The 19,537-nt window shown below is 70.1% G+C and carries 19 protein-coding genes; 3 read left to right on the forward strand and 16 right to left on the reverse strand.

The genetic code is table 11. The annotated features are described in order from the left end of the window. Positions 1–48: 48 nt before the first annotated feature. The 11 genes from der to GT755_RS05335 form a co-directional block, all read right to left on the reverse strand. Positions 49–1,455: a ribosome biogenesis GTPase Der gene (gene der / locus GT755_RS05285; protein WP_161478526.1), complete on the reverse strand. Its 1,407-nt coding sequence runs from the start codon at positions 1,453–1,455 to the stop codon at positions 49–51. A gap of 16 nt (positions 1,456–1,471) precedes the next feature. Further along, entirely contained in the window at positions 1,472–2,149 is a 678-nt protein-coding gene (cmk, locus tag GT755_RS05290) for a (d)CMP kinase (protein ID WP_328794172.1), read from the reverse strand. Between the two features lie 76 nt (positions 2,150–2,225). Then, the gene (locus GT755_RS05295) at positions 2,226–3,314 is read right to left on the reverse strand and encodes a prephenate dehydrogenase (RefSeq protein WP_161478527.1); all 1,089 of its coding nucleotides are present in this window, start codon (positions 3,312–3,314) and stop codon (positions 2,226–2,228) included. Positions 3,315–3,330: 16 nt separating this feature from the next. Continuing rightward, positions 3,331–3,690: a chorismate mutase gene (gene aroH, locus GT755_RS05300; RefSeq protein WP_062354738.1), complete on the reverse strand. Its 360-nt coding sequence runs from the start codon at positions 3,688–3,690 to the stop codon at positions 3,331–3,333. A gap of 32 nt (positions 3,691–3,722) precedes the next feature. Then, the gene (locus tag GT755_RS40950) at positions 3,723–5,546 is read right to left on the reverse strand and encodes a pseudouridine synthase (protein ID WP_328794173.1); all 1,824 of its coding nucleotides are present in this window, start codon (positions 5,544–5,546) and stop codon (positions 3,723–3,725) included. After that, positions 5,543–6,070: an SMC-Scp complex subunit ScpB gene (scpB, locus tag GT755_RS05310; RefSeq protein WP_161478693.1), complete on the reverse strand. Its 528-nt coding sequence runs from the start codon at positions 6,068–6,070 to the stop codon at positions 5,543–5,545. Before scpB ends, GT755_RS40950 begins: the two co-directional genes overlap by 4 nt. 7 nt (positions 6,071–6,077) lie before the next feature. Beyond that, on the reverse strand, positions 6,078–6,905 hold the full coding sequence (locus GT755_RS05315) for a segregation and condensation protein A (protein ID WP_161478528.1): 828 nt from the start codon (positions 6,903–6,905) through the stop codon (positions 6,078–6,080). 79 nt (positions 6,906–6,984) lie between these two features. After that, entirely contained in the window at positions 6,985–7,875 is an 891-nt protein-coding gene (locus GT755_RS05320) for a ParA family protein (protein WP_062354743.1), read from the reverse strand. Positions 7,876–7,978: 103 nt separating this feature from the next. Next, entirely contained in the window at positions 7,979–8,896 is a 918-nt protein-coding gene (xerD, locus tag GT755_RS05325; protein ID WP_161478695.1) for a site-specific tyrosine recombinase XerD, read from the reverse strand. Between the two features lie 15 nt (positions 8,897–8,911). Then, complete coding sequence (locus tag GT755_RS05330; protein WP_051759143.1) at positions 8,912–9,523, reverse strand: NUDIX domain-containing protein; 612 nt, start codon at positions 9,521–9,523, stop codon at positions 8,912–8,914. Further along, on the reverse strand, positions 9,520–11,181 hold the full coding sequence (locus GT755_RS05335; protein ID WP_161478529.1) for a CTP synthase: 1,662 nt from the start codon (positions 11,179–11,181) through the stop codon (positions 9,520–9,522). The genes GT755_RS05330 and GT755_RS05335 overlap by 4 nt, the downstream gene beginning before the upstream one ends. Positions 11,182–11,323: 142 nt before the next feature. Here GT755_RS05335 and GT755_RS05340 point away from each other — a divergent pair, with 142 nt between their 5' ends. Together GT755_RS05340 and GT755_RS05345 are read left to right on the forward strand one after the other, a co-directional pair. Next, positions 11,324–11,986 carry an acyltransferase gene (locus tag GT755_RS05340; RefSeq protein WP_328794174.1) on the forward strand — a complete coding sequence of 221 codons (663 nt, stop codon included), beginning with the start codon at positions 11,324–11,326 and terminating at the stop codon, positions 11,984–11,986. A 39-nt stretch (positions 11,987–12,025) separates the two neighbouring features. Next, entirely contained in the window at positions 12,026–12,631 is a 606-nt protein-coding gene (locus GT755_RS05345; protein ID WP_161478531.1) for a DUF4126 domain-containing protein, read from the forward strand. On the opposite strand, the gene GT755_RS05350 is transcribed toward GT755_RS05345, so the two are convergent. Together GT755_RS05350 and uvrB are read right to left on the reverse strand one after the other, a co-directional pair. Beyond that, positions 12,579–13,370, reverse strand: a complete 792-nt coding sequence (locus tag GT755_RS05350) for a class I SAM-dependent methyltransferase (RefSeq protein WP_161478532.1) — start codon at positions 13,368–13,370, stop codon at positions 12,579–12,581. The genes GT755_RS05345 and GT755_RS05350 overlap by 53 nt on opposite strands. A gap of 366 nt (positions 13,371–13,736) precedes the next feature. Beyond that, the gene (uvrB, locus tag GT755_RS05355) at positions 13,737–15,848 is read right to left on the reverse strand and encodes an excinuclease ABC subunit UvrB (protein ID WP_161478533.1); all 2,112 of its coding nucleotides are present in this window, start codon (positions 15,846–15,848) and stop codon (positions 13,737–13,739) included. A 166-nt stretch (positions 15,849–16,014) separates the two neighbouring features. On the opposite strand from uvrB, the gene GT755_RS05360 reads away from it, so the two are divergent. Next, positions 16,015–16,788 carry a sporulation protein gene (locus GT755_RS05360; RefSeq protein WP_161478534.1) on the forward strand — a complete coding sequence of 258 codons (774 nt, stop codon included), beginning with the start codon at positions 16,015–16,017 and terminating at the stop codon, positions 16,786–16,788. Between the two features lie 96 nt (positions 16,789–16,884). On the opposite strand, the gene coaE is transcribed toward GT755_RS05360, so the two are convergent. From coaE to rpsA, 3 genes are all read right to left on the reverse strand, one after another. Continuing rightward, the gene (gene coaE, locus GT755_RS39215; protein WP_328794191.1) at positions 16,885–17,466 is read right to left on the reverse strand and encodes a dephospho-CoA kinase; all 582 of its coding nucleotides are present in this window, start codon (positions 17,464–17,466) and stop codon (positions 16,885–16,887) included. 2 nt (positions 17,467–17,468) lie between these two features. Continuing rightward, positions 17,469–17,966, reverse strand: a complete 498-nt coding sequence (locus GT755_RS39220; RefSeq protein ID WP_161478536.1) for a GNAT family N-acetyltransferase — start codon at positions 17,964–17,966, stop codon at positions 17,469–17,471. Positions 17,967–18,066: 100 nt separating this feature from the next. Continuing rightward, on the reverse strand, positions 18,067–19,533 hold the full coding sequence (gene rpsA, locus GT755_RS05375; protein ID WP_030450235.1) for a 30S ribosomal protein S1: 1,467 nt from the start codon (positions 19,531–19,533) through the stop codon (positions 18,067–18,069). Positions 19,534–19,537: the final 4 nt, after the last annotated feature.

Here is a 19,537-nt window from a genome sequence, read left to right on the forward strand (position 1 = left end):
GAACCGCCGCGGGCCGCGCCCGGAGGCGCGGCCCGCGGAAGAACGGCCCTACTTCTTGCGCTTCTCCCTGATCTTCATCGTCACCTCGATCGGGGAGCCCTCGAAGCCGAACTCCTCACGCAGCCGCCGCTCGATGAAGCGGCGGTAGGTCTCCTCAAGGAAGCCCGAGGTGAACAGGACGAACTTCGGCGGCTCGGTCGCGGCCTGGGTGGCGAACAGGATCTTCGGCTGCTTGCCGCCCCGGACGGGCGGCGGCGTCGCCTGCACCAGCTCGGTGAGGAACTGGTTGAGCCGCGAGGTCGGCACCCGGGTCGTCCAGGAGTCGATCGCCCGCTCCAGCGCCGGGACCAGCTTCTCGACGTGGCGCCCGGTCTTGGCGGAGATGTTCACCCGCAGCGCCCAGGGGGTGCGGACGAGCTGGCGCTCGATCTCCTTCTCCAGGTAGTAACGCCGGTCTTCGTCGACCAGGTCCCACTTGTTGAACGCCACGACCATGGCCCGGCCCGACTCGATGACCAGCCCGATGATCCGCAGGTCCTGCTCGGTCAGCACCTCGGACGCGTCGATCAGCACGATCGCGACCTCGGCCCGCTCCAGGGCGGCGCGGGTGCGCATGGCGGCGTAGAAGTCGGCGCCCTTGAGCTCGCGATCGCGCCGCCGGATGCCGGCGGTGTCGATGAAGCGCCAGGGCACCCCGCCGAGCTCGATCAGCTCGTCGACCGGGTCACGGGTGGTGCCGGCCATCGGGTCGACCAGCACCCGCTCCTCGCCGGCGACCCGGTTGAGCAGCGACGACTTGCCCACGTTGGGCTTGCCGAGCAGGGCCACGCGGCGCGGGCCGCGCTGCTCGCCGAACTTCAGCGGCGGCGTCTCGGGCAGCGCGTCGAGCACCACGTCGAGCAGGTCGCCGCTGGAGCGCCCGTGCAGCGCCGACACCGGGTAGGGCTGCCCGAGGCCGAGCGACCACAGTTCGTTGGCCTCCAGCTCCTGGAGCTGGTTGTCGACCTTGTTCGCGGCCAGCACGACCGGTTTGCCGGCCTTGCGGAGCACCCCGCCGACGGCCTCGTCGGAGTCGGTGATGCCCACCGTGGCGTCGACCACAAACAGGATCACATCGGCCAGCTCGGCCGCCACCTGCGCCTGCTCGGCGATCTTCAGGGCCATGCCGGTGGCGTCGGGGTCCCACCCGCCGGTGTCGACCAGCGTGAACCGGCGGCCCCGCCAGTTGGCGTCGTAGGTGACCCGGTCGCGGGTCACGCCGGGGACGTCTTCCACGACCGCCTCCCGGCGGCCGATGATGCGGTTGACCAGGGTCGACTTGCCCACGTTGGGGCGACCCACCACCGCCACGACGGGCAGCGGACCGGAATCGGGCTCGTCGTCGTGGCCTCCCTCGACATCGAGGGTGGCCAGTTCGGCCTCGATCCAGCCGTCGTCGTCGTACTCCGCGCTCATCGCGGCATTCCTCCTGTCAGCGCGCCTCGATCGGGGCGCGCTCCTTCACGAGCCGCAGGATCTCGGCGATCACCTCGTCGAGCCCCAGCTCGGTGGTGTCGACCTCGACCGCGTCGGCGGCCATGGTCAGCGGGTCGGCCTTGCGGGTGGAGTCGAGCGTGTCGCGGCGGGCCATGTCGGCCACCTGCGCCTCGACGGTCGACCCGGTCAGCTCGGCGTTGCGCCGGCGCGCGCGGGCCTCGGCGCTGGCGGTCAGATAGATCTTGACGGGGGCCTGGGGGGCGACGACGGTGCCGATGTCACGGCCCTCGACGACCATGCCCTCGGGGGCTCCGGCGATCAGCGTCCGCTGGAGGGCGACCAGGTGGGCGCGGACCTCGGGGACCGCGGCGACGGCCGAGACGGCGGCGGTCACGGCCGCCTCCCGGATCGGGCCGTTGACGTCGGTCCCGTCGATCGTGACGCCGGAGTGGTCAGGGTCGGTGGACATCTCGAGCACCGGCTCGGTCGCCCGTGCCGCGATGGTCTCGGCGTCGGCCAGGTCGATGCCCTGGTCGAGCACCCACCAGGTGAGCGCCCGGTACATCGCCCCCGTGTCGAGGTAGCGCAGGCCCAGCGCGCGGGCCACCCCGCGGGACACGCTCGACTTGCCCGACCCCGAAGGCCCGTCCATGGCGACGACCAGACCCGGCACGGTCCACTCCCCTGTTCTCGTGTGTGTTGCGACCCTCAGAAGGCTACCGGGGCGCAGGCCCGGCCCCGACAGCCTTTCACCCCTGCAGCTGCCAGCCCTGCGCCCGTAGGGCGGTCGCGAAGATCTCGGCCGCCTCGGGCTGCACCGACAGCTCCACCGCGCCCAGGGGAAGCCCGGGCACGTGCTCCAGCCGCACGTCCTCGATGCTGACCCCGGCCTGCTCGGCCACCTGGAACAGCCGCGCCAGCTCGCCCGGACGGTCGCCGATGACGACCTGCACCACCGCGTAGGTGCGGGCGGGGCCGCCGTGCTTGCCGGGGATGCGGCCGGTGCCGGTCACCCCCCGCTGGAGCAGGTCGGTGACCTCCTCCATGGGGGTGCCGTCGATCGCGAACTCGCGCAGCGCCCGCGCCGCGAGGGCGAGGTCGCCGGCGACCGCCTCCAGGACCTCCGCCACGGGGGCGGCGTTCCCGGACAGGATCCCCGTCCACAGGGCCGGGTCGCCGGCCGCGATGCGGGTCACGTCGCGCACGCCCTGGCCGCTGAGGCCGAGCGCGGTGTCGGGGGCCTCGGCCAGCCGCGCGGCCACCGCCGCCGCCGCCACGTGGGGGGCGTGGGAGATCAGCGCCACCGCCCGGTCGTGCTCCTCGGCCCCGACCGTGACGGCGTTGGCCCCGCAGAGGGCGACGAGCTCGTACACGGCCTCCCGGGCGCGCGGACCCGACTCGATCGTCGGGCAGAGCGCCCACGGGCGGCCGAGGAACAGGTCGCCGCGGGCCGCGCCGGGGCCGGACTTCTCCCGCCCCGCCAGCGGATGGCCCGCGACGAACACCGACAGGTCGCACCCGAGCACGGCCGCCTGCGCGATCGGCACCGCCTTCACGCTGGCCACGTCGGTGTAGAACCGGGCCGCCTCGTTCTTCTGCAGTTCGAGGAGCTGGTCGGCGACGTACTGCGGCGGCACCGCGATGACCGCGATGTCGGCCCGCTCACCGCCGTCCCAGGGTTCGCCGGCGCCCAGTTCGCTGGCCAGCCGTACGGCCCCCGGGTCGCGGTCGGTCAGCAGCACCCTGATGTCACGGCGGCGCAGCGCCAGCGCCAGCGACGTGCCGATGAGGCCCGTGCCGACGACCAGAGCACTGCTGAGTGAGCCACCCTCGGTCATGGATTTCCTCGGTGATCTATTGAGCGATGTCGACCCGCAGCGCGACCGCGCCGCGCAGGTAGACGTGGTGGATCTCCTGGCGCGGCCGGTCGACGGCGATGTGGGCCATCAGCCGCACCACGCGGGGCAGCGCGCCCGGAACGCCGATCTCCGACGCGCAGAGCAGCGGCACGTCGTGGAATCCCAGCTTACGTGCGGCCAGAGCGGGGAACTCGGCGGTCAGGTCGGGTGTCGCGGTGAAGATCACGCTGATCACGTCGTCGGTGGTGAGCCGGTTTCGCTCCATCACCTCGGTGACCAGCTCGGTCGTACCCGTGATGATGGACTCCCGGTCGTTACCGTCAACCTGGATCGCGCCGCGGACCGCCCTGACCATATGCCTGACTCCTATCTGATCGTCCGCAAAGGCTACAGCTTGACCGATGCGTAGAGTTCGCCGACTTCGTGCAGGCTGAGCGCGCGGATCGTGCCGGGCTTGAGCCGGCCGAGCTTGACCGGCCCGAACTCGATGCGGGCCAGGTCGATCACGCGGTGCCCGGTTTCCTCCAGGAGGCGGCGCACGATGTGCTTGCGCCCCTCGTGGAGCACGACCTCGACGAGCGCCTGCTGGCCGTGCTCCTGCACGATGGTGAACGAGTCGACCTTGGCCAGCCCGTCTTCCAGCTCGATGCCCTTGCGCAGCGTGCGGTGCAGGTCACGCGGGACCGGGCCGGGCACCTTCGCCCAGTACTTCTTCGGCACCCCGTAGCTCGGGTGGGTCAGCCGGTGGGCCAGCTCGCCGTCGTTGGTGAGCAGCAGCAGGCCCTCGGTCTCGGTGTCGAGCCGGCCGACGTGGAACAGCCGGGGGGCCAGTTCCTGGACGTAGTCGGCCAGGCACGGCCGGCCCTCCGGGTCCTCCATCGTGGAGACGACGCCGATGGGCTTGTTGAGGGCGTAGTAGACCAGGTCGGGCGCGGTCGGGATGCGCTTGCCGTCGACGTGGATGACCTGCTTGGCCGGGTCGACCCGCGCCCCGAACCGCCGGACCACCTGCCCGTCGACGGTGACGCGCCCCTCGCCGATCATGTCCTCGCACGCGCGCCGCGAGGCGACGCCCGCCTGGGCGAGCACCTTCTGCAGCCGCTCGCCGCCGGGGACCTCGGTGGTGTCGCGCTCGTCGGTGTAGCCGGGCTCCCAGAAGTCGGGGTCCCGCTTCGGCTGGGCCGACGTCTTGAAGGGCTGAGCCTTCGGACGGGCCGGCTTTCCGACCGTCTGTACGTCGTCACGACGCCCGCCCCGGTCGGCGCGCATCGGCCGGTCGGCCTTGCCGAACCGCGCCCGCGTGCCCTTGGGGGCCGGGTTGCCCCGGTCGTCACGGGACTCGAAGGACTTCTCGGGCCGGTCGAGGTAGTCGTCCCGGAACGACCGCTCGGGCCGCTCGTCACGGAACGACCGCTGCGGCCGGTCACCATAGGGCCGGTCGGAGCGCTGCCGGTCGCCGCCGGAAGGACGGTCGGAACGGTAGGAGCGCTGAGGGCGGTCGCCACCAGAGGGCCGGTCACCGCCGAAGGACCGCTGCGGGCGATCACCGTAAGAACGCCCCGGGCGGTCGTCGCCATAGGACCGCTGCGGCCGGTCGCCGCCAGAGGGCCGGTCACCGCCGTAGGAACGTTGCGGGCGATCACCGTAAGAACGGCCGGGACGGTCATCGCCATAGGAGCGCTGCGGCCGGTCGCCGTAAGAACGGCCCGGACGGTCGTCGCCATAGGACCGCTGAGGGCGGTCGCCGCCAGAAGGCCGGTCACCGCCGTAGGAACGCTGCGGGCGGTCGCCATAGGAACGGCCGGGGCGGTCGTCGCCGTAGGACCGCTGCGGACGGTCGCCGTAGGAACGGCCGGGGCGGTCGCCGCCAGAGGGGCGGTCGTCGCGGAAGGACCGCTGGGGGCGGTCGCCGTAGGACCGGTCGGAGCGGGGGCTGTCGTCGCGGGAGGAACGCTGCGGCCGGTCGCCGTAGGACCGGTCGGAGCGGGGGCTGTCGTCGCGGGAGGAACGCTGCGGCCGGTCGTCGCGGGCGCGGAAGTCGCGGCCGCCGCGGTCGTCGCGGGAGCCGGAGCCGCCGCCCGACGAGCCGCCGCCGAAGCCGCCGCGTTTGGCGGGGCCGCCGGAGCCGGAGCCGCGGGAGCCTGATCGGCCCGCGCGGAAGGAGTTGCCTCGACCGCGTCCATCACCGGACGGGGTGCTGCGCTTGTTCACTTGGGTTGCTCCTCAAGGGTGTCAACGTCGTCGGGGAGGAAGGGCGCCAGTTCGGGGAGCTCCGACAGCTCCCGCAGGCCCAGCCTCTCCAGGAAGTAGCTGGTGGTCCGGTAGAGCACGGCCTGGCTCTCCGGGTCGGTCCCGGCCTCTTCGACGAGGCCGCGGGCGGCGAGCGTGCGCATGACGCCGTCGCTGTTGACGCCGCGGATCGCCGCCACGCGGGCCCGGCTGACGGGCTGCCGGTAGGCGACCACGGCGAGGGTCTCCAGGGCGGCCTGGGTCAGCCGCGCCTGCTGGCCGTCGCGCACGAACCGCTCCACCAGCGGAGCGCATTCGGCGCGGGTGTAGAGGCGCCATCCACCGGCGACCTCTCTCAGATCAAAACCCCTCCCGGCGGAGGTGTATTCCGCCGACAGGTCGCGCAGGGCGGCGGCGACCTCGGCGGTCGGCCGTTCGAGCACCTGCGCCAGGGTGATCTCGGCGACGGGTTCGTCGACGACGAGCAGGATGGCCTCAAGGCCCATCGTCAGCTCAGACACCGTCGTTCTCCCCCTGTCGCGCTTCGTCGTAGTCGTCGCCGACGAGCACGGTGCCGTCGGCCGTTCCGGTCCAGGTCACGTAGAGATCCCCCAGCGGCTCGGCCTGCTCGAAGGAGACCGCCGCCTCGCGGAACAACTCCAGAACGGCGAGGAACCTCGCCACCACTTCGAAAGGGCCGGCGCAGTCGGAGGTCAGCGCCCGGAACGTCGCGGTGCCCGCCCGGCGCAACCGCTCGACCAGGATAGCGGCCTGTTCGCGTACGGAGGCGAGTGGTTGGTACATGTGGGTGACCGAAACGGTCGGCGGCGCCTTGGGGGTGAACGCCCGGCGGGCGATCTCGGCCAGCCGTTCGGGCCCGATCCCGAGCACGAGCTCGGGCAGCAGGTTGGCGAACGCGGGCTCCAGCGGCACCAGGCGCGGGAAGCGCAGCGCCTCCTCGGCCATCCGGCCGGAGAAGATCTTCGCCACCTCCTTGTACGCCCGGTACTGCAGCAACCGCGCGAACAGCAGGTCACGGGCCTCCAGCAGGGCAAGGTCCTCCTCGTCCTCCACCTCGCCGGCCGGCAGCAACCGGGCCGCCTTGAGGTCGAGCAGGGTGGCCGCGACCAGCAGGAAGTGACTGGTCTGGTCGAGATCCCATTCGGGCCCGCGTGAGCGGATGTAGGCGATGAACTCGTCGGTGACCTTGTGGAGCGAGACCTCGGTGATGTCGAGCTTGTGCTTGGCGATCAGCCCGAGCAGCAGGTCGAAGGGCCCCTCGAACACCTCAAGGTGGACGTGGAACCCTTCGGGTGGCGCTGTGGTCTCCGGCTCGGTCACCGAGCCATTGTCGCGTGTATTCGAGGCAGATTCACGAGCGCGAGACACGGTCGGCCTCCGGCCGCCCGTCTCGCTTCAACTACAACCGCGCGGGCCAGCGGGCCAGCACCTCGCGGGCCAGCTCGCGGTAGGCGGTGGCGCCCATCGAACCCGGGTCGAACTGGGTGATCGGCTCGCCGGCCAGGGTGGCGTCGGGGAAGCGCACGGTGCGGTTGATGACCGTGTGGAAGACCTTGTCGCCGAAGCCCTGCATGATCGTGGCCAGCACCTCGCGGGCGTGGAGGGTGCGGGGGTCGTACATGGTGGCGAGGAGGCCGTCTATCTCGAGGTTCTTGTTGAGGCGCTCCTGGACCTTGGAGATCGACTCCATCAGCAGGGCCACGCCGCGCAGCGCGAAGAACTCGCACTCCAGGGGGATCATGACGCTGTGGGCGCAGGTCAGCGCGTTGACCGTCAGCAGGCCGAGCGACGGCTGGCAGTCGATCAGGCAGATGTCGTAGTAGGGAAGCAGGGGCTCCAGGCTGCGCTGGAGGGCGTATTCCCGGGCGACCTCGTTGACCAGCCGGATCTCCGCGCCGGACAGGAAGATGTTGCTGGGGAGCAGGTCCATGCCCTCGACGCTGGTGCCGAGCAGCACGTCTTCGGCGGTGACGTCGGGCTCCTCCATGAGGAGGTCGTAGATCGTCGTCTCAAGGGGGCGGGGGTCGATGCCCAGGCCCACCGACAGGGCGCCCTGCGGGTCGAAGTCGACCAGCAGAACTCGCTGCCCGACCTCGGCTAACGCGGCCCCGAGGTTGATCGTGGTGGTCGTCTTGCCGACGCCGCCCTTCTGGTTCACCATCGCGACGACCCGCGCCGGGCCGTGGTTCTCGGGAACGGGCGGCTCGGGGAAGACGGGGCGAGGGCGCCCGGTCGGGCCCAGGGCACCCGGGTTGCCCGCGGTCCACGTCTCGTCTGTGGTCGCAGTCACCTGTTGAACCTCCCTGACGGTCCCGAATCGGACCGAATCTAGAGGGTAGTCACGTATGCGGCAAGGCGCCGCGCCCAAGCAAAGCCAGGGTAATGGAACTCGGTCACCTGCGGGCACGGGGATGCGCGGCGGCGTACACCTCTCGGAGCTTGTCGACCGTCACCAGCGTGTAGACCTGGGTGGTGGTCACCGAGGCGTGGCCGAGCAGTTCCTGCACCACCCTGACGTCCGCCCCGCCGTCGAGCAGGTGGGTCGCGAACGAATGGCGCAGCATGTGAGGGGACACCCCGGACAGACCGGCGCGTTCGGCGGCCGACTGGAGGACCTCCCAGGCGCCCTGACGGGTCAGCCGGCCGCCCCGGGCGTTCAGGAACAGAGCGGGCGTTCCCCGGCCGTGAGAGGCGATCTGGGGACGCGCGCGGACGAGATAGGCGTCGAGGGCCGACCGGGCGTACCGGCCGAGGGGGACGATCCGGGTCGTGCCGCCCTTGCCGCGCAGCACCACCTGCGAGGCGGTGGCGATGTCGTCGACGGCCAGGCCCACCGCTTCGGAGATGCGGGCGCCGGTTCCGTACAGGACCTCCAGAAGGGCCCGGTTGCGGAAGGTCAGGGGCGACTCGTCGGGACCCGAGGCGGCGATGAGGCGCTCCACGTCGTCGACGGTGATCGCCTTCGGGAGCCGGCGCAGGGTGCGCGGGGGCCGCACCTGGTTGGCCGGGTCGTGCGCCGAGACGCCCTCGCGCAGCGCGAACCGGTGGAGCCCCCTGACGGCCGAGACGGCCCTGGCCGCCGAACTGGCGACCAGGGCCGGATGATCGTCGTCGCCCTCCCGCAGCGCGGCCAGGAAGGCCACCACGTCGGACTCGGCGACCTGGCCCATGGAGGCCAGGCCGCGCGCGGTCAGATGGTCGACGTAACGCCGCAGGTCACGGCGGTAGGAGGCCAGCGTGTTCGCCGAAAGGCCCCGCTCCACCGCCAGGTGGGCGAGGTAGCTGGTGAGTACGGCTTCCGGCGAGCTCAGCGTAGGTCCCCTGGTTCAGGCCTCCGGCGCGCTCGCGGCCCGCAGGCCCTTGTAGTCGTCGGAGGATGCGGCGTACGCGGCGAGAATACCGGCGATGGCGGGGGAATTGTGGATCATTCCGGCCAGCGCCTTCTCTACCGCTTCGTCCAGAGGTACCCATTCCACCGGCATGTCGATCTCTTCGTCGTGCCGGACGTAGGTGTTCTCTTCGTCAGGGATCCTTTCCAGATCCCTGGCCAGGAAGACGCGGATGCGCTCGTCGCTCATTCCGGGCGAGGTGTAGAGGTCGACCAGGGTGTGCCAGGTCGCGGCCCGGTATCCGGCCTCCTCGGCCAGCTCGCGCGCCGCGCACTCCACCAGCGGCTCCCCCGGCACGTCGCGGATGCCCGCAGGGAGCTCCCACAACAGGCTCCGCACGGGGTGGCGGTACTGGCGCAGCAGCAGCACCCGGCCGGCGTCGTCGATCGCCGCCACGGCCACCGACCCGGGGTGCTTGACGTAGTCGCGGTCGGCGGTCTCCCCGCCCGGCATCACGACGGTGTCGGTGACGGCCGAGATGATCCGCGCGGAGAACCGCTCGCGCGAGGCGGTGACCTCCCACCGCTCGCGCACGTCGGCCACGGTCACTTGGCCTTCACCGCCTTGGCGCGGCCCTCGGCGTAGGCGATCGAGGCCGCGATCAGGCCGCGGAACAGCGGGTGCGCCCGGGTCGGGCGCGAGCGGAACTCGGGGTGCGCCTGCGTGCCGATGAAGAAGGGGTGCAGGTCGGAGGCCAGTTCGGCGTACTCGACCAGGCGGCCGTCGGGCGACAGGCCCGAGAAGACCACGCCGACCTTCTCCAGGCGCTCGCGGTAGGCGTTGTTGACCTCGTAGCGGTGGCGGTGGCGCTCGTCGGCCTTGGCCTTGCCGTAGAGCTGGCGGGCCAGCGAGCCCTCGCCGAGCTTGGCGGTGTACATGCCCAGGCGCATCGTGCCGCCCATGTCACGCTCACCGGCGACGACGTCCTCCTGGTCGGCCATCGTCGAGATGACCGGGTGCTTGGCGTCGGGGTCGAACTCGGCGCTGTTGGCCTCCTCGATGCCGGCCATGTTGCGGGCCGCCTCGATGACCATGCCCTGCATGCCCAGGCAGATGCCGAGCAGGGGGATCCTGTTCTCGCGGGCGTGCCGGATCGCGCCGATCTTGCCCTCGATGCCGCGCACGCCGAACCCGCCGGGGATGAGCACCCCGTCGACGCCGTCGAGCTCGCGGGCCGCCCCTTCGGGGGTCTGGCAGTCGTCGCTGGTCACCCAGCGGATGTTCACCCGGGCGTCGTTGGCGAAGCCGCCCGCGCGCAGCGCCTCGGTGACCGACAGGTAGGCGTCGGGCAGGTCGACGTACTTGCCGACCAGCGCGATCGTGGCCTCCTTGGACGGCTTGTGCACCCGCTTGAGCAGCTCGTCCCACTCGGTCCACTCGACGTCGCGGAAGGGCAGGCCCAGGCGGCGCACGACGTAGGCGTCGAGGCCCTCGGCGTGCAGCACCTTGGGGATGTCGTAGATCGAGGGGGCGTCGATGGCCGAGACCACCGCGTCCTCGTCGACGTCGCACATGAGGCTGATCTTGCGCTTGAGCGAGGTCGTGATCGGCCGGTCGGACCGGCACACGATCGCGTCGGGCTGGATGCCGATGCTGCGCAGGGCGGCGACGGAGTGCTGGGTCGGCTTGGTCTTCAGCTCGCCGCTCGGCCCGATGTAGGGCAGCAGCGAGACGTGCAGGAAGAAGACGTTGTCGCGGCCCACCTCGTGGCGCACCTGGCGAACGGCCTCCAGGAAGGGCAGCGACTCGATGTCGCCGACCGTGCCGCCGACCTCGGTGATGACGACGTCGACGTCGGGGCCGGCCATGCCGCGGATACGGTCTTTGATCTCGTTGGTGATGTGGGGAATCACCTGCACGGTGTCACCGAGGTACTCGCCGCGTCGCTCCTTGGCGATCACGTTGGAGTAGACCTGCCCGGTCGTGACGTTCGCCGAACCGTGCAACTCGGTGTCGAGGAAACGTTCATAATGGCCGACGTCGAGGTCGGTCTCTGCTCCGTCGTCGGTGACGAAGACCTCTCCGTGCTGGAACGGGTTCATCGTTCCGGGGTCGACGTTCAGGTAGGGGTCGAGTTTCTGCATCGTCACGCGAAGGCCACGGAGCTTGAGCAGCCGGCCGAGACTCGAGGCCGTGAGGCCCTTGCCGAGGCTGGAGGCGACGCCGCCGGTGACGAACAGATGTTTGGTGCTAACGGCGTTGCGCAAGGGGTCTCCCGTGGTCCGAAAAAGTGTCGGCCATGTCCACGGGCTTCGAGCCTATCAAATGCTGGTGTCCCCAGCTCACCCACGTGCGGGAACCCGCCATAGGCGGAGATCTCACAAGAAGGTAACTTGATCCGTTATGTCGATGCGGCAACGGTTGACGGGCCGTCTGATCCATCGGGTGTGGGCGTACATCCGCAGAGCCGGGGCCGTCACCCCTCTCTCCCCGGCGGGCTACCGGTTCCGCAAGCTGGGCGACGGCGTGTGCATCGCGTTCCCCGTGGGGGCCATCTTCGGTGAGCAGTGGATCGAGATCGGCGACCACACCCTGATCGGCGAACGGGTCTCCATCTCGGCCGGGATGGGCCCGGGGGTGGACCTCGGCCCCGACTCCCTCGTCCGGATCGGCGGCTCCTGCTCGATCGGCCGGGGCTCCCACATCGTCGGCCACCAGTCGATCGACATCGGCGACCACGTCTTCACCGGCCCGTACGTCTACATCACCGACCAGAACCACGTCTACGACGACCCGGATATCCCGGTCGGACGCCAGTGGCCGCGTAACAATCCGGTCAGCATCGGCGCGGGCTCCTGGCTCGGCACGGGGGCCATCGTGCTGCCCGGCACCCGGATCGGCCGACAGTGCGTCGTGGCCGGCGGGGCCGTGGTCAGGGGCGAGTTCCCCGACCACTGCGTGATCGCCGGGGTGCCCGCCAAGATCGTGCGGCGGTACTCCCCCGAGGAGGGCTGGGTCGCGCCGGAAGTCCGGTTGATGCGGATCGCGGGAAGTTCCGGGGATATTTCGTAATAGTGGGTCGTTGTCCCCTCAGAGGGAGGTCGATCTGCTGTGTTCGCGACACTGACCGCTTTAGGGCTCTCCACGGCGGCCGGCCTGAACGCCTACATCCCGCTCATGGTGGTCGGCGTCCTGGCCAACGTGACCGACGCCGTGAAGCTGCCGTCCGAGTACGCCTGGCTGGCCGACGGCTGGGTGCTCGGCATCATCGGCGTGCTGCTCCTGGCCGAGTTCGTCCTCGACAAGGTGCCCGTCGTCGACCACGTGAACGACATGATCCAGACGGCGGTCCGCCCGGCGGCCGGAGGTGTGGTCTTCAGCGCCACCTCGGCGGCCTCCCAGCTCGACAACTCGGCCTGGATGGCCGAACACCCGGCGGTCGGCTGGATCCTGGGCATCGTGACGGCCCTGATCGTGCACGCCGTGAAGTCGACCGCCCGCCCGGTGGTGAACGCCACGACGGCAGGCGTTGGGGCGCCCGTGGTGAGCACCGTGGAGGACGCGGGCTCGTTGTCGCTCAGCCTGGTGGCGGTGTTCCTGCCGGTGCTGGTGCTGGTCTTCCTGGCGGGGATGATCGCGATCGGCTGGGTGGCGCTGCGCAGGCTCAGACGCTTCCGGCGGTCGCGGGCCCTGGCCAGGTCGGCCGTTCGAGAGTGAGCAGCGTGTCGGAGAACTCCGGGGCCGGCGCCGTGGGATCGGCCGCCACGGCCCTCTCCAGGCGCCGGAAGCCCTCTTCCAGCTCCTCGGGGCTCAACTGGGCGAAGAACGACAGGGTGCGCAGGCGCAGCCGCTCAAGCACCTCCTGACGGGTGCCGGAGGACGGCTGCACCACCGTGCCGAAGCTGGCGACCCGCCACCCGGCCGACGTGAAGGTCCGGATGACCTCGTGGAGCGGCTGGAACAGGGCGGCGTCGATCTCGAAGCCGCGGGAGAAGTGCTCCAGCCACCAGGGCCGGGGATGGTGGTCGCTGAAGTTGGCCCGCAGTAACAGCCGCCCGCCGGGCCTGAGCACCCTGGCCAGCTCGCGCGCCGCCCGCTCCTTGTCCTGGACGTGGTGCCAGGACAGGAACATGAGCGCGTAGTCGGCGCTGCCGGACGGCACCGGCATCTCCTCGGCGGAGCCCGCCAGATAACGCACGTCGGGGTGGCGGGAGTGCTCCTCGGCGACCTCGCGCATGCGCACCGACGGGTCGACCCCGATGACCGGCCCGAACTCCGCCGCCAGCGCGGGGGTGAACCGCCCGGTCCCCGACCCGACGTCGAGCCCGGTCAGGGGACGCCGCTCCGGCAGCACCGCCGCGAACGCGCCGATCCACACCTGGCGTTGCCGCTCGGTGAGCGCCCGGCCCCGCGCGTAGTCGCGGTACTGCTCCTTGTCGTAGTCGACCCGCCTCATCGCAGCTCCCGCGTCAATGCCGGGGGATCACCCCGGGCCATGTCGTATGCGACCAGCCTCATCGAAAACGTCCGATTCGGGTCTCCTGGCCGGTCCTCGGCCATGTCGTATCGACCTGTCATCCGCCCACATCCCGCGTCGGGTCCCGGGACCACCTGGATCCCGCCGGGTGTCCGGGTCACCCGGAGCCCGGCCGCGTCACAGGCGGGCCGTCTCAACCAGTTCCCGCCGGGTGTCCGGATCACCCGGGCGCGGCCGCGTCATAAGCGAGCCAGCTTTACTAGTTCCCCGTCGGGTGCACGGGCCACCCGACGGGCCATGTCGTAGTCGACCGCCTCACTCACAGGCCCACGCCGGGCGCTGGGGTCACCCGACTCCGGCCGTCTTCATGTCACGTACCTCGCGCTTGAGTTCCTTGATCTCGTCGCGCAGCCGGGCCGCGACCTCGAACTGCAGGTCGGCCGCCGCCGCGTGCATCTGCTCGGTCAGCGACTCGACCAGGGATTCGAGCTGTGCCCGGGGCATCTCGCCCACGATCGCCTTGGCGTGCTGGCCCGCCTGGCGGGACTTCAGGCCCGGCACGGGAGCCTTGCCGCGCGACTGCTGACGACCCCCGCCGCCGAGCAGCTCGGCCGTGTCGGCGTCTTCGCGGTTCAGCGAGTCGAGGATGTCGGCGATCTTCTTGCGGAGCGGCTGGGGGTCGATGCCGGCCGCCTCGTTGTAGGCGATCTGCTTGGCCCGGCGGCGGTTGGTCTCGTCGATCGCCCGCTCCATGCTGGGGGTGATCTTGTCGGCGTACATGTGGACCTGGCCCGAGACGTTGCGGGCCGCTCGGCCGATCGTCTGGATCAGGGACGTCTCCGACCGGAGGAAGCCCTCCTTGTCGGCGTCGAGGATGGCCACCAGCGAGACCTCGGGCAGGTCGAGGCCTTCACGCAGAAGGTTGATGCCGACCAGGACGTCGAACTCGCCCACCCGCAGCTCGCGCAGCAGCTCGATGCGCCGCAGCGTGTCGACCTCGCTGTGCAGGTAGCGGACCCGGATGCCGTTCTCCAGCAGGTAGTCGGTCAGGTCTTCGGACATCTTCTTGGTCAGCGTGGTGACCAGGACCCGCTCGTCGCGCTCGGCGCGGGCGCGGATCTCCTCCATCAGGTCGTCGATCTGGCCCTTCGTGGGCTTGATCACGACCTCGGGGTCGACCAGGCCCGTCGGACGGATGACCAGCTCGACGAACTCGCCCTTCGAGCGGCCCATCTCGTAGGGGCCCGGCGTGGCCGACAGGTAGACCGTCTGGCCGATGCGCTCCAGGAACTCCTCCCACTTCAGCGGCCGGTTGTCCATCGCCGACGGCAGCCGGAACCCGTGGTCGACCAGGGTGCGCTTGCGGGAGGCGTCGCCCTCGTACATCGCGCCGATCTGCGGGACGGTCTGGTGGGACTCGTCGAGGACCAGCAGGAAGTCTTCGGGGAAGTAGTCGAGCAGGGTGTAGGGCGCCGAGCCGGCCTCGCGGCCGTCGATGTGGCGGGAGTAGTTCTCGATGCCGGAGCACGAGCCGATCTGGCGCATCATCTCGATGTCGTAGGTCGTGCGCATGCGCAGCCGCTGGGCCTCCAGCAGCTTGTTCTGGCCCTCCAGCTCGGCCAGGCGCTGCGACAACTCGGCCTCGATGCCGTTGATCGCGCGCTCCATGCGCTCGGGACCGGCCACGTAGTGGGACGCCGGGAAGATGTAGAGCTCGTCGTCCTCGGTGATCACCTCACCCGTGAGCGGGTGGAGCGTGGCGAGCTTCTCGACCTCGTCGCCGAACATCTCGATGCGGACGGCGAGTTCCTCGTACTGAGGGATGATCTCGATCGTGTCGCCGCGGACCCGGAAGGTGCCCCGGGTGAAGGCGAGGTCGTTGCGGGCGTACTGCATGTCGACCAGGCGGCGGAGCAGGCGGTCGCGCTCGATCTCCTGGCCGACCTTCAGGCGCAGCATGCGGTCGACGTATTCCTGCGGGGTGCCCAGGCCGTAGATGCACGACACCGAGGCGACCACGATCGTGTCGCGGCGGGTCAGCAGCGAGTTGGTGGCCGAGTGGCGCAGCCGCTCGACCTCCTCGTTGATCGAGGAGTCCTTCTCGATGTAGGTGTCGCTCTGCGGGACGTAGGCCTCGGGCTGGTAGTAGTCGTAGTAGCTGACGAAGTATTCGACCGCGTTGTTGGGCAGCATCTCGCGCAGCTCGTTGGCGAACTGGGCCGCGAGCGTCTTGTTGGGCTGCATCACCAGGGCGGGCCGCTGGAGCCTCTCCACCAGCCAGGCCACGGTCGCGGTCTTACCGGTTCCGGTCGCGCCGAGGACGACGGTGTCCTTGTCGCCCGCGTTCACACGGCGCTCAAGGTCGGCGATGGCCGACGGCTGGTCACCGGACGGCGACATCTCTGTGACGACCTGGAAGGGCGCCACCTTGCGCTGCAAATCTGTTACCGGCCTCACGCCTCCATAACCTACGCGCCCCCACCGACAATTCCGGGGTCACCCGTTTGCAAGCGGGCGGCAAGTCAGCATCGTTAGGTTACGTTCGCACCAGGTTGGGGAACCCGGCGGCACGAACCGGCCGTTGAAGCGATCAACCGTCACAAATTAGTAGGAGCCTCCTGAAATGGTCTTCCGCAAGCTCATGGCCGCCTTCGGCGCCGGCGTCGAGGTCGACACCATCCTCGCCACCTCGACCGTCCGTCCCGGCGACACCCTCTCCGGCCAGGTCAACTTCGTGGGTGGCGGCAGCGACTACAACGTCGAGGGCATCTTCATCGACTTCACCGCCGTCGTCGAGGTCGAGAGCGGCGACAGCGAGTACAACGCCACCTACAGCTTCCTGCGCCAGCAGGTGGCCGGCCCGTTCCACCTGACCGCCGGCGCCCGCCACTCCGCGCCGTTCCAGATCCCGGTCCCGTGGGAGACCCCGATCAGCGCCATCGGCGGCCACCCGCTGCGCGGCATGAAGCTCGGCGTGAAGACCGAACTGTCCCTCGCCGGCGCCCTCGACAAGGGCGACCTCGACCCGCTGTTCGTCACCCCGCTCCCCATCCAGGAGCACCTGATCATGGCGCTCGACCGCCAGGGTTTCCGGTTCAGCAAGGCCGACCTCGAGCGCGGCACCCTCCAGGGCTCGCGCATGCCGTTCTTCCAGGAGATCGAGTACTACGCCGGCCCGCAGTGGAGCCGCCACTTCAACGCCCTCGAACTGACCTTCATCACCAACCCCCACTCGATGGACGTCATCCTGGAGGCCGACAAGCGCGGCGGCTTCATGAGCTCCAGCCACGACACCTACAACCGCTTCACGGTGCCCCTCAACGGCAACCTGAACGCGGCGGAGCAGGCCCTCAACAACGGCCTCCACCAGATGGCCCAGCGCCGCGGCTGGTTCTAAAGACTTCGGTTCGTCGGTACGGCTTCCGCGGGGGCGGAGGCCGTTCTCCGTCCCAGCCGGGCGTCCGGCTCGGCAGCAACCGCCCGGGACCCGGCCTCAGCCTGACGTCAGCCGGGCCCACACCTCGTCGATCTGGCGGTCGAGCTCGTCGAGCGCCCCGTTGTTGTCGATCACGAAGTCGGCGACCGCCAGCCGCTCCTCCCGCGTCGCCTGTGCCGCGATCCGGGCCCGGGCGTCGGCCTCGGACATCCTCCGACTCTCCCCCAGCCGCCTGATCCGGACCTCGTCGGCCGTGTCGACGACGATCACCTTGTCGAAGGTGGGAGCCAGCTTGTTCTCCGCCAGGAGCGGCACGTCGTAGACCACCAGGCCATCCTCCGGCACGTCGTCCAGAAGTTCCTGGACACGCGCGCCGACCTTCGGGTGCACGATCCCGTTGAGGATCGCCAGCCGGTCCGCGTCGGAGAAGACGATCGAGCCCAGCTTCTCCCGGTCGAGCGAGCCGTCGGCGCGCAGCACGTCCTCGCCGAAGGCCGCGACGATCTCGGCCAGCCCTTCGGTCCCCGGCTCGACGACCTCCCGGGCGATCTTGTCGGCGTCGATCACGACCGCGCCGCGCTCGCCCAGCCGCCGGCTGACCTCGCTCTTGCCCGACCCGATGCCGCCGGTGAGCCCGATCCTCACGGCTCGACGACCCGTCGCATGTGCACCATCGTCAGATGGTCCTGCACCCGTTCGCGACGGGTCTCCCCATAGCCGAGACGCTTGTAGAGGCGCAGGTTGGCGTCGGACAGATGGCCGGTGAACAGGTCGAAGGCGCGGACGTCGGGGTGCTCCGCGGCCACCCGCTCGTGCAGAGCCTCCAGCAGGGCGGTGCCGATGCCCTCGCCCTGGCGGTCGGGGGCCACGACCAGGCGCCCGACGACGCAGGCCCGGCCGGTGCCCGTGCCGGGGGTCACGTCGGCGACCAGGCCGCGGACGGCCCCCACGACGCGGCCGTCGTCGACGGCCTTGAGCACGACGGCGCTCTCGACGGCCTTGCGGAGTTGTTCCAGCGACTCGACCAGCGGGGCGATGAAGGGGTCGCCGTAGAGCTGGGCCTCGCTGACGTAGGCGGCGCGCTGGAGGGTGAGGATCTCCCCGGCGTCGAGAGACTCGGCGCGCTCGATGATGACCATCGCGCCACACTACCGGGCCGGGCGCCTTTACAAAGTAGATCCTGAACAGGGAAACAAAAGGCCCCGCCACCGAGGTGGACGGGGCCCTTCGTCGAGCTACTTAGCTCTGGCCACCCGCGAGCTTCTCGCGGAGAGCGGCCAGCGCCTCGTCGGAGGCGAGAGCGCCACCGGTCGACTGGCTGGTCGTCTGGGTCTCGCCGCTGTAGGACGACGGCGCGGCCTCGCTGGCCTCGGCGTCTTCGGCGCGGGCCTGCTCGACCTGCTTCTTGTGCGCCTCGAAGCGGGCCTGGGCCTCGGCGTACTGCCGCTCCCACTCCTCGCGCTGCTTGTCGAAGCCCTCGAGCCACTCGCCGGTCTCGGCGTCGAAGCCCTCGGGGTAGATGTAGTTGCCCTGGTCGTCGTAGGTCGCGGCCATGCCGTAGAGGGTCGGGTCGAACTCGACGTCGACGCCGGCGCCCTCGTTGGCCTGCTTGAGCGACAGGCTGATCCGACGACGGTCGAGGTCGATGTCGATGATCTTCACGAAGATCTCGTCGCCGACCTGGACGACCTGCTCCGGGATCTCCACGTGGCGCTCGGCCAGCTCGGAGATGTGGACCAGGCCCTCGATGCCCTCCTCGACCCGGACGAACGCGCCGAACGGCACCAGCTTGGTGACGCGGCCGGGCACGACCTGGCCGATCTGGTGGGTGCGGGCGAACTGCTGCCACGGGTCTTCCTGGGTCGCCTTGAGCGACAGGGAGACGCGCTCGCGCTCCATGTCGACGTCGAGGACCTCGACCGTGACCTCCTGGCCGACCTCGACGACCTCGGAGGGGTGGTCGATGTGCTTCCAGGACAGCTCGGACACGTGGACCAGACCGTCGACGCCGCCAAGGTCGACGAAGGCGCCGAAGTTGACGATCGAGGACACGACGCCCTTGCGGACCTGGCCCTTCTGGAGGGTGTTGAGGAAGGTCTGGCGGACCTCGGACTGGGTCTGCTCCAGCCAGGCACGGCGCGACAGAACCACGTTGTTGCGGTTCTTGTCGAGCTCTATGATCTTGGCCTCGAGTTCACGGCCGACGTAGGGCTGCAGGTCGCGCACGCGGCGCATCTCGACCAGGGACGCCGGGAGGAAGCCACGCAGGCCGATGTCGAGGATGAGACCACCCTTGACAACTTCGATGACCGTGCCGGTGACGATGCCGTCCTCGTCCTTGATCTTCTCGATCGTGCCCCAGGCGCGCTCGTACTGGGCGCGCTTCTTGGACAGGATCAGACGGCCTTCCTTGTCCTCCTTCTGGAGAACCAGGGCCTCGACGTGCTCGCCGACCTCGACGACCTCAGCGGGGTCGACGTCGTGCTTGATCGAAAGCTCGCGCGAGGGGATGACACCCTCGGTCTTGTAGCCGATGTCGAGCAAGACCTCGTCTCGATCGACCTTGACGACGGTGCCTTCGACGATGTCGCCATCGTTGAAGTACTTGATGGTCTCGTCGATCGCGGCGAGGAAGGCCTCCTCGGAACCGATGTCGTTGACCGCTACCTGCGGGGTGTTCGAGGTGGCCTCAGTGCTGCTCGTCATGTGT

Origin of the sequence: Herbidospora solisilvae, assembly GCF_009901565.1 — a bacterium.
Taxonomy (GTDB): Bacteria; Actinomycetota; Actinomycetes; order Streptosporangiales; family Streptosporangiaceae; genus Herbidospora; species Herbidospora solisilvae.

Excerpts from the sequence above, each read along its gene's own strand:
- der (WP_161478526.1), bottom strand. The coding sequence starts at position 1,455 with ATGAGCGCGGAGTACGACGACGACGGCTGGATCGAGGCCGAACTGGCC.
- GT755_RS05295 (WP_161478527.1), bottom strand. The coding sequence starts at position 3,314 with ATGACCGAGGGTGGCTCACTCAGCAGTGCTCTGGTCGTCGGCACGGGC.
- aroH (WP_062354738.1), bottom strand. The coding sequence starts at position 3,690 with ATGGTCAGGGCGGTCCGCGGCGCGATCCAGGTTGACGGTAACGACCGG.
- scpB (WP_161478693.1), bottom strand. The coding sequence starts at position 6,070 with ATGGGCCTTGAGGCCATCCTGCTCGTCGTCGACGAACCCGTCGCCGAG.
- GT755_RS05340 (WP_328794174.1), top strand. The coding sequence starts at position 11,324 with ATGCGGCAACGGTTGACGGGCCGTCTGATCCATCGGGTGTGGGCGTAC.
- GT755_RS05350 (WP_161478532.1), bottom strand. The coding sequence starts at position 13,370 with ATGAGGCGGGTCGACTACGACAAGGAGCAGTACCGCGACTACGCGCGG.
- GT755_RS05360 (WP_161478534.1), top strand. The coding sequence starts at position 16,015 with ATGGTCTTCCGCAAGCTCATGGCCGCCTTCGGCGCCGGCGTCGAGGTC.
- GT755_RS39220 (WP_161478536.1), bottom strand. The coding sequence starts at position 17,966 with ATGGTCATCATCGAGCGCGCCGAGTCTCTCGACGCCGGGGAGATCCTC.
- rpsA (WP_030450235.1), bottom strand. The coding sequence starts at position 19,533 with ATGACGAGCAGCACTGAGGCCACCTCGAACACCCCGCAGGTAGCGGTC.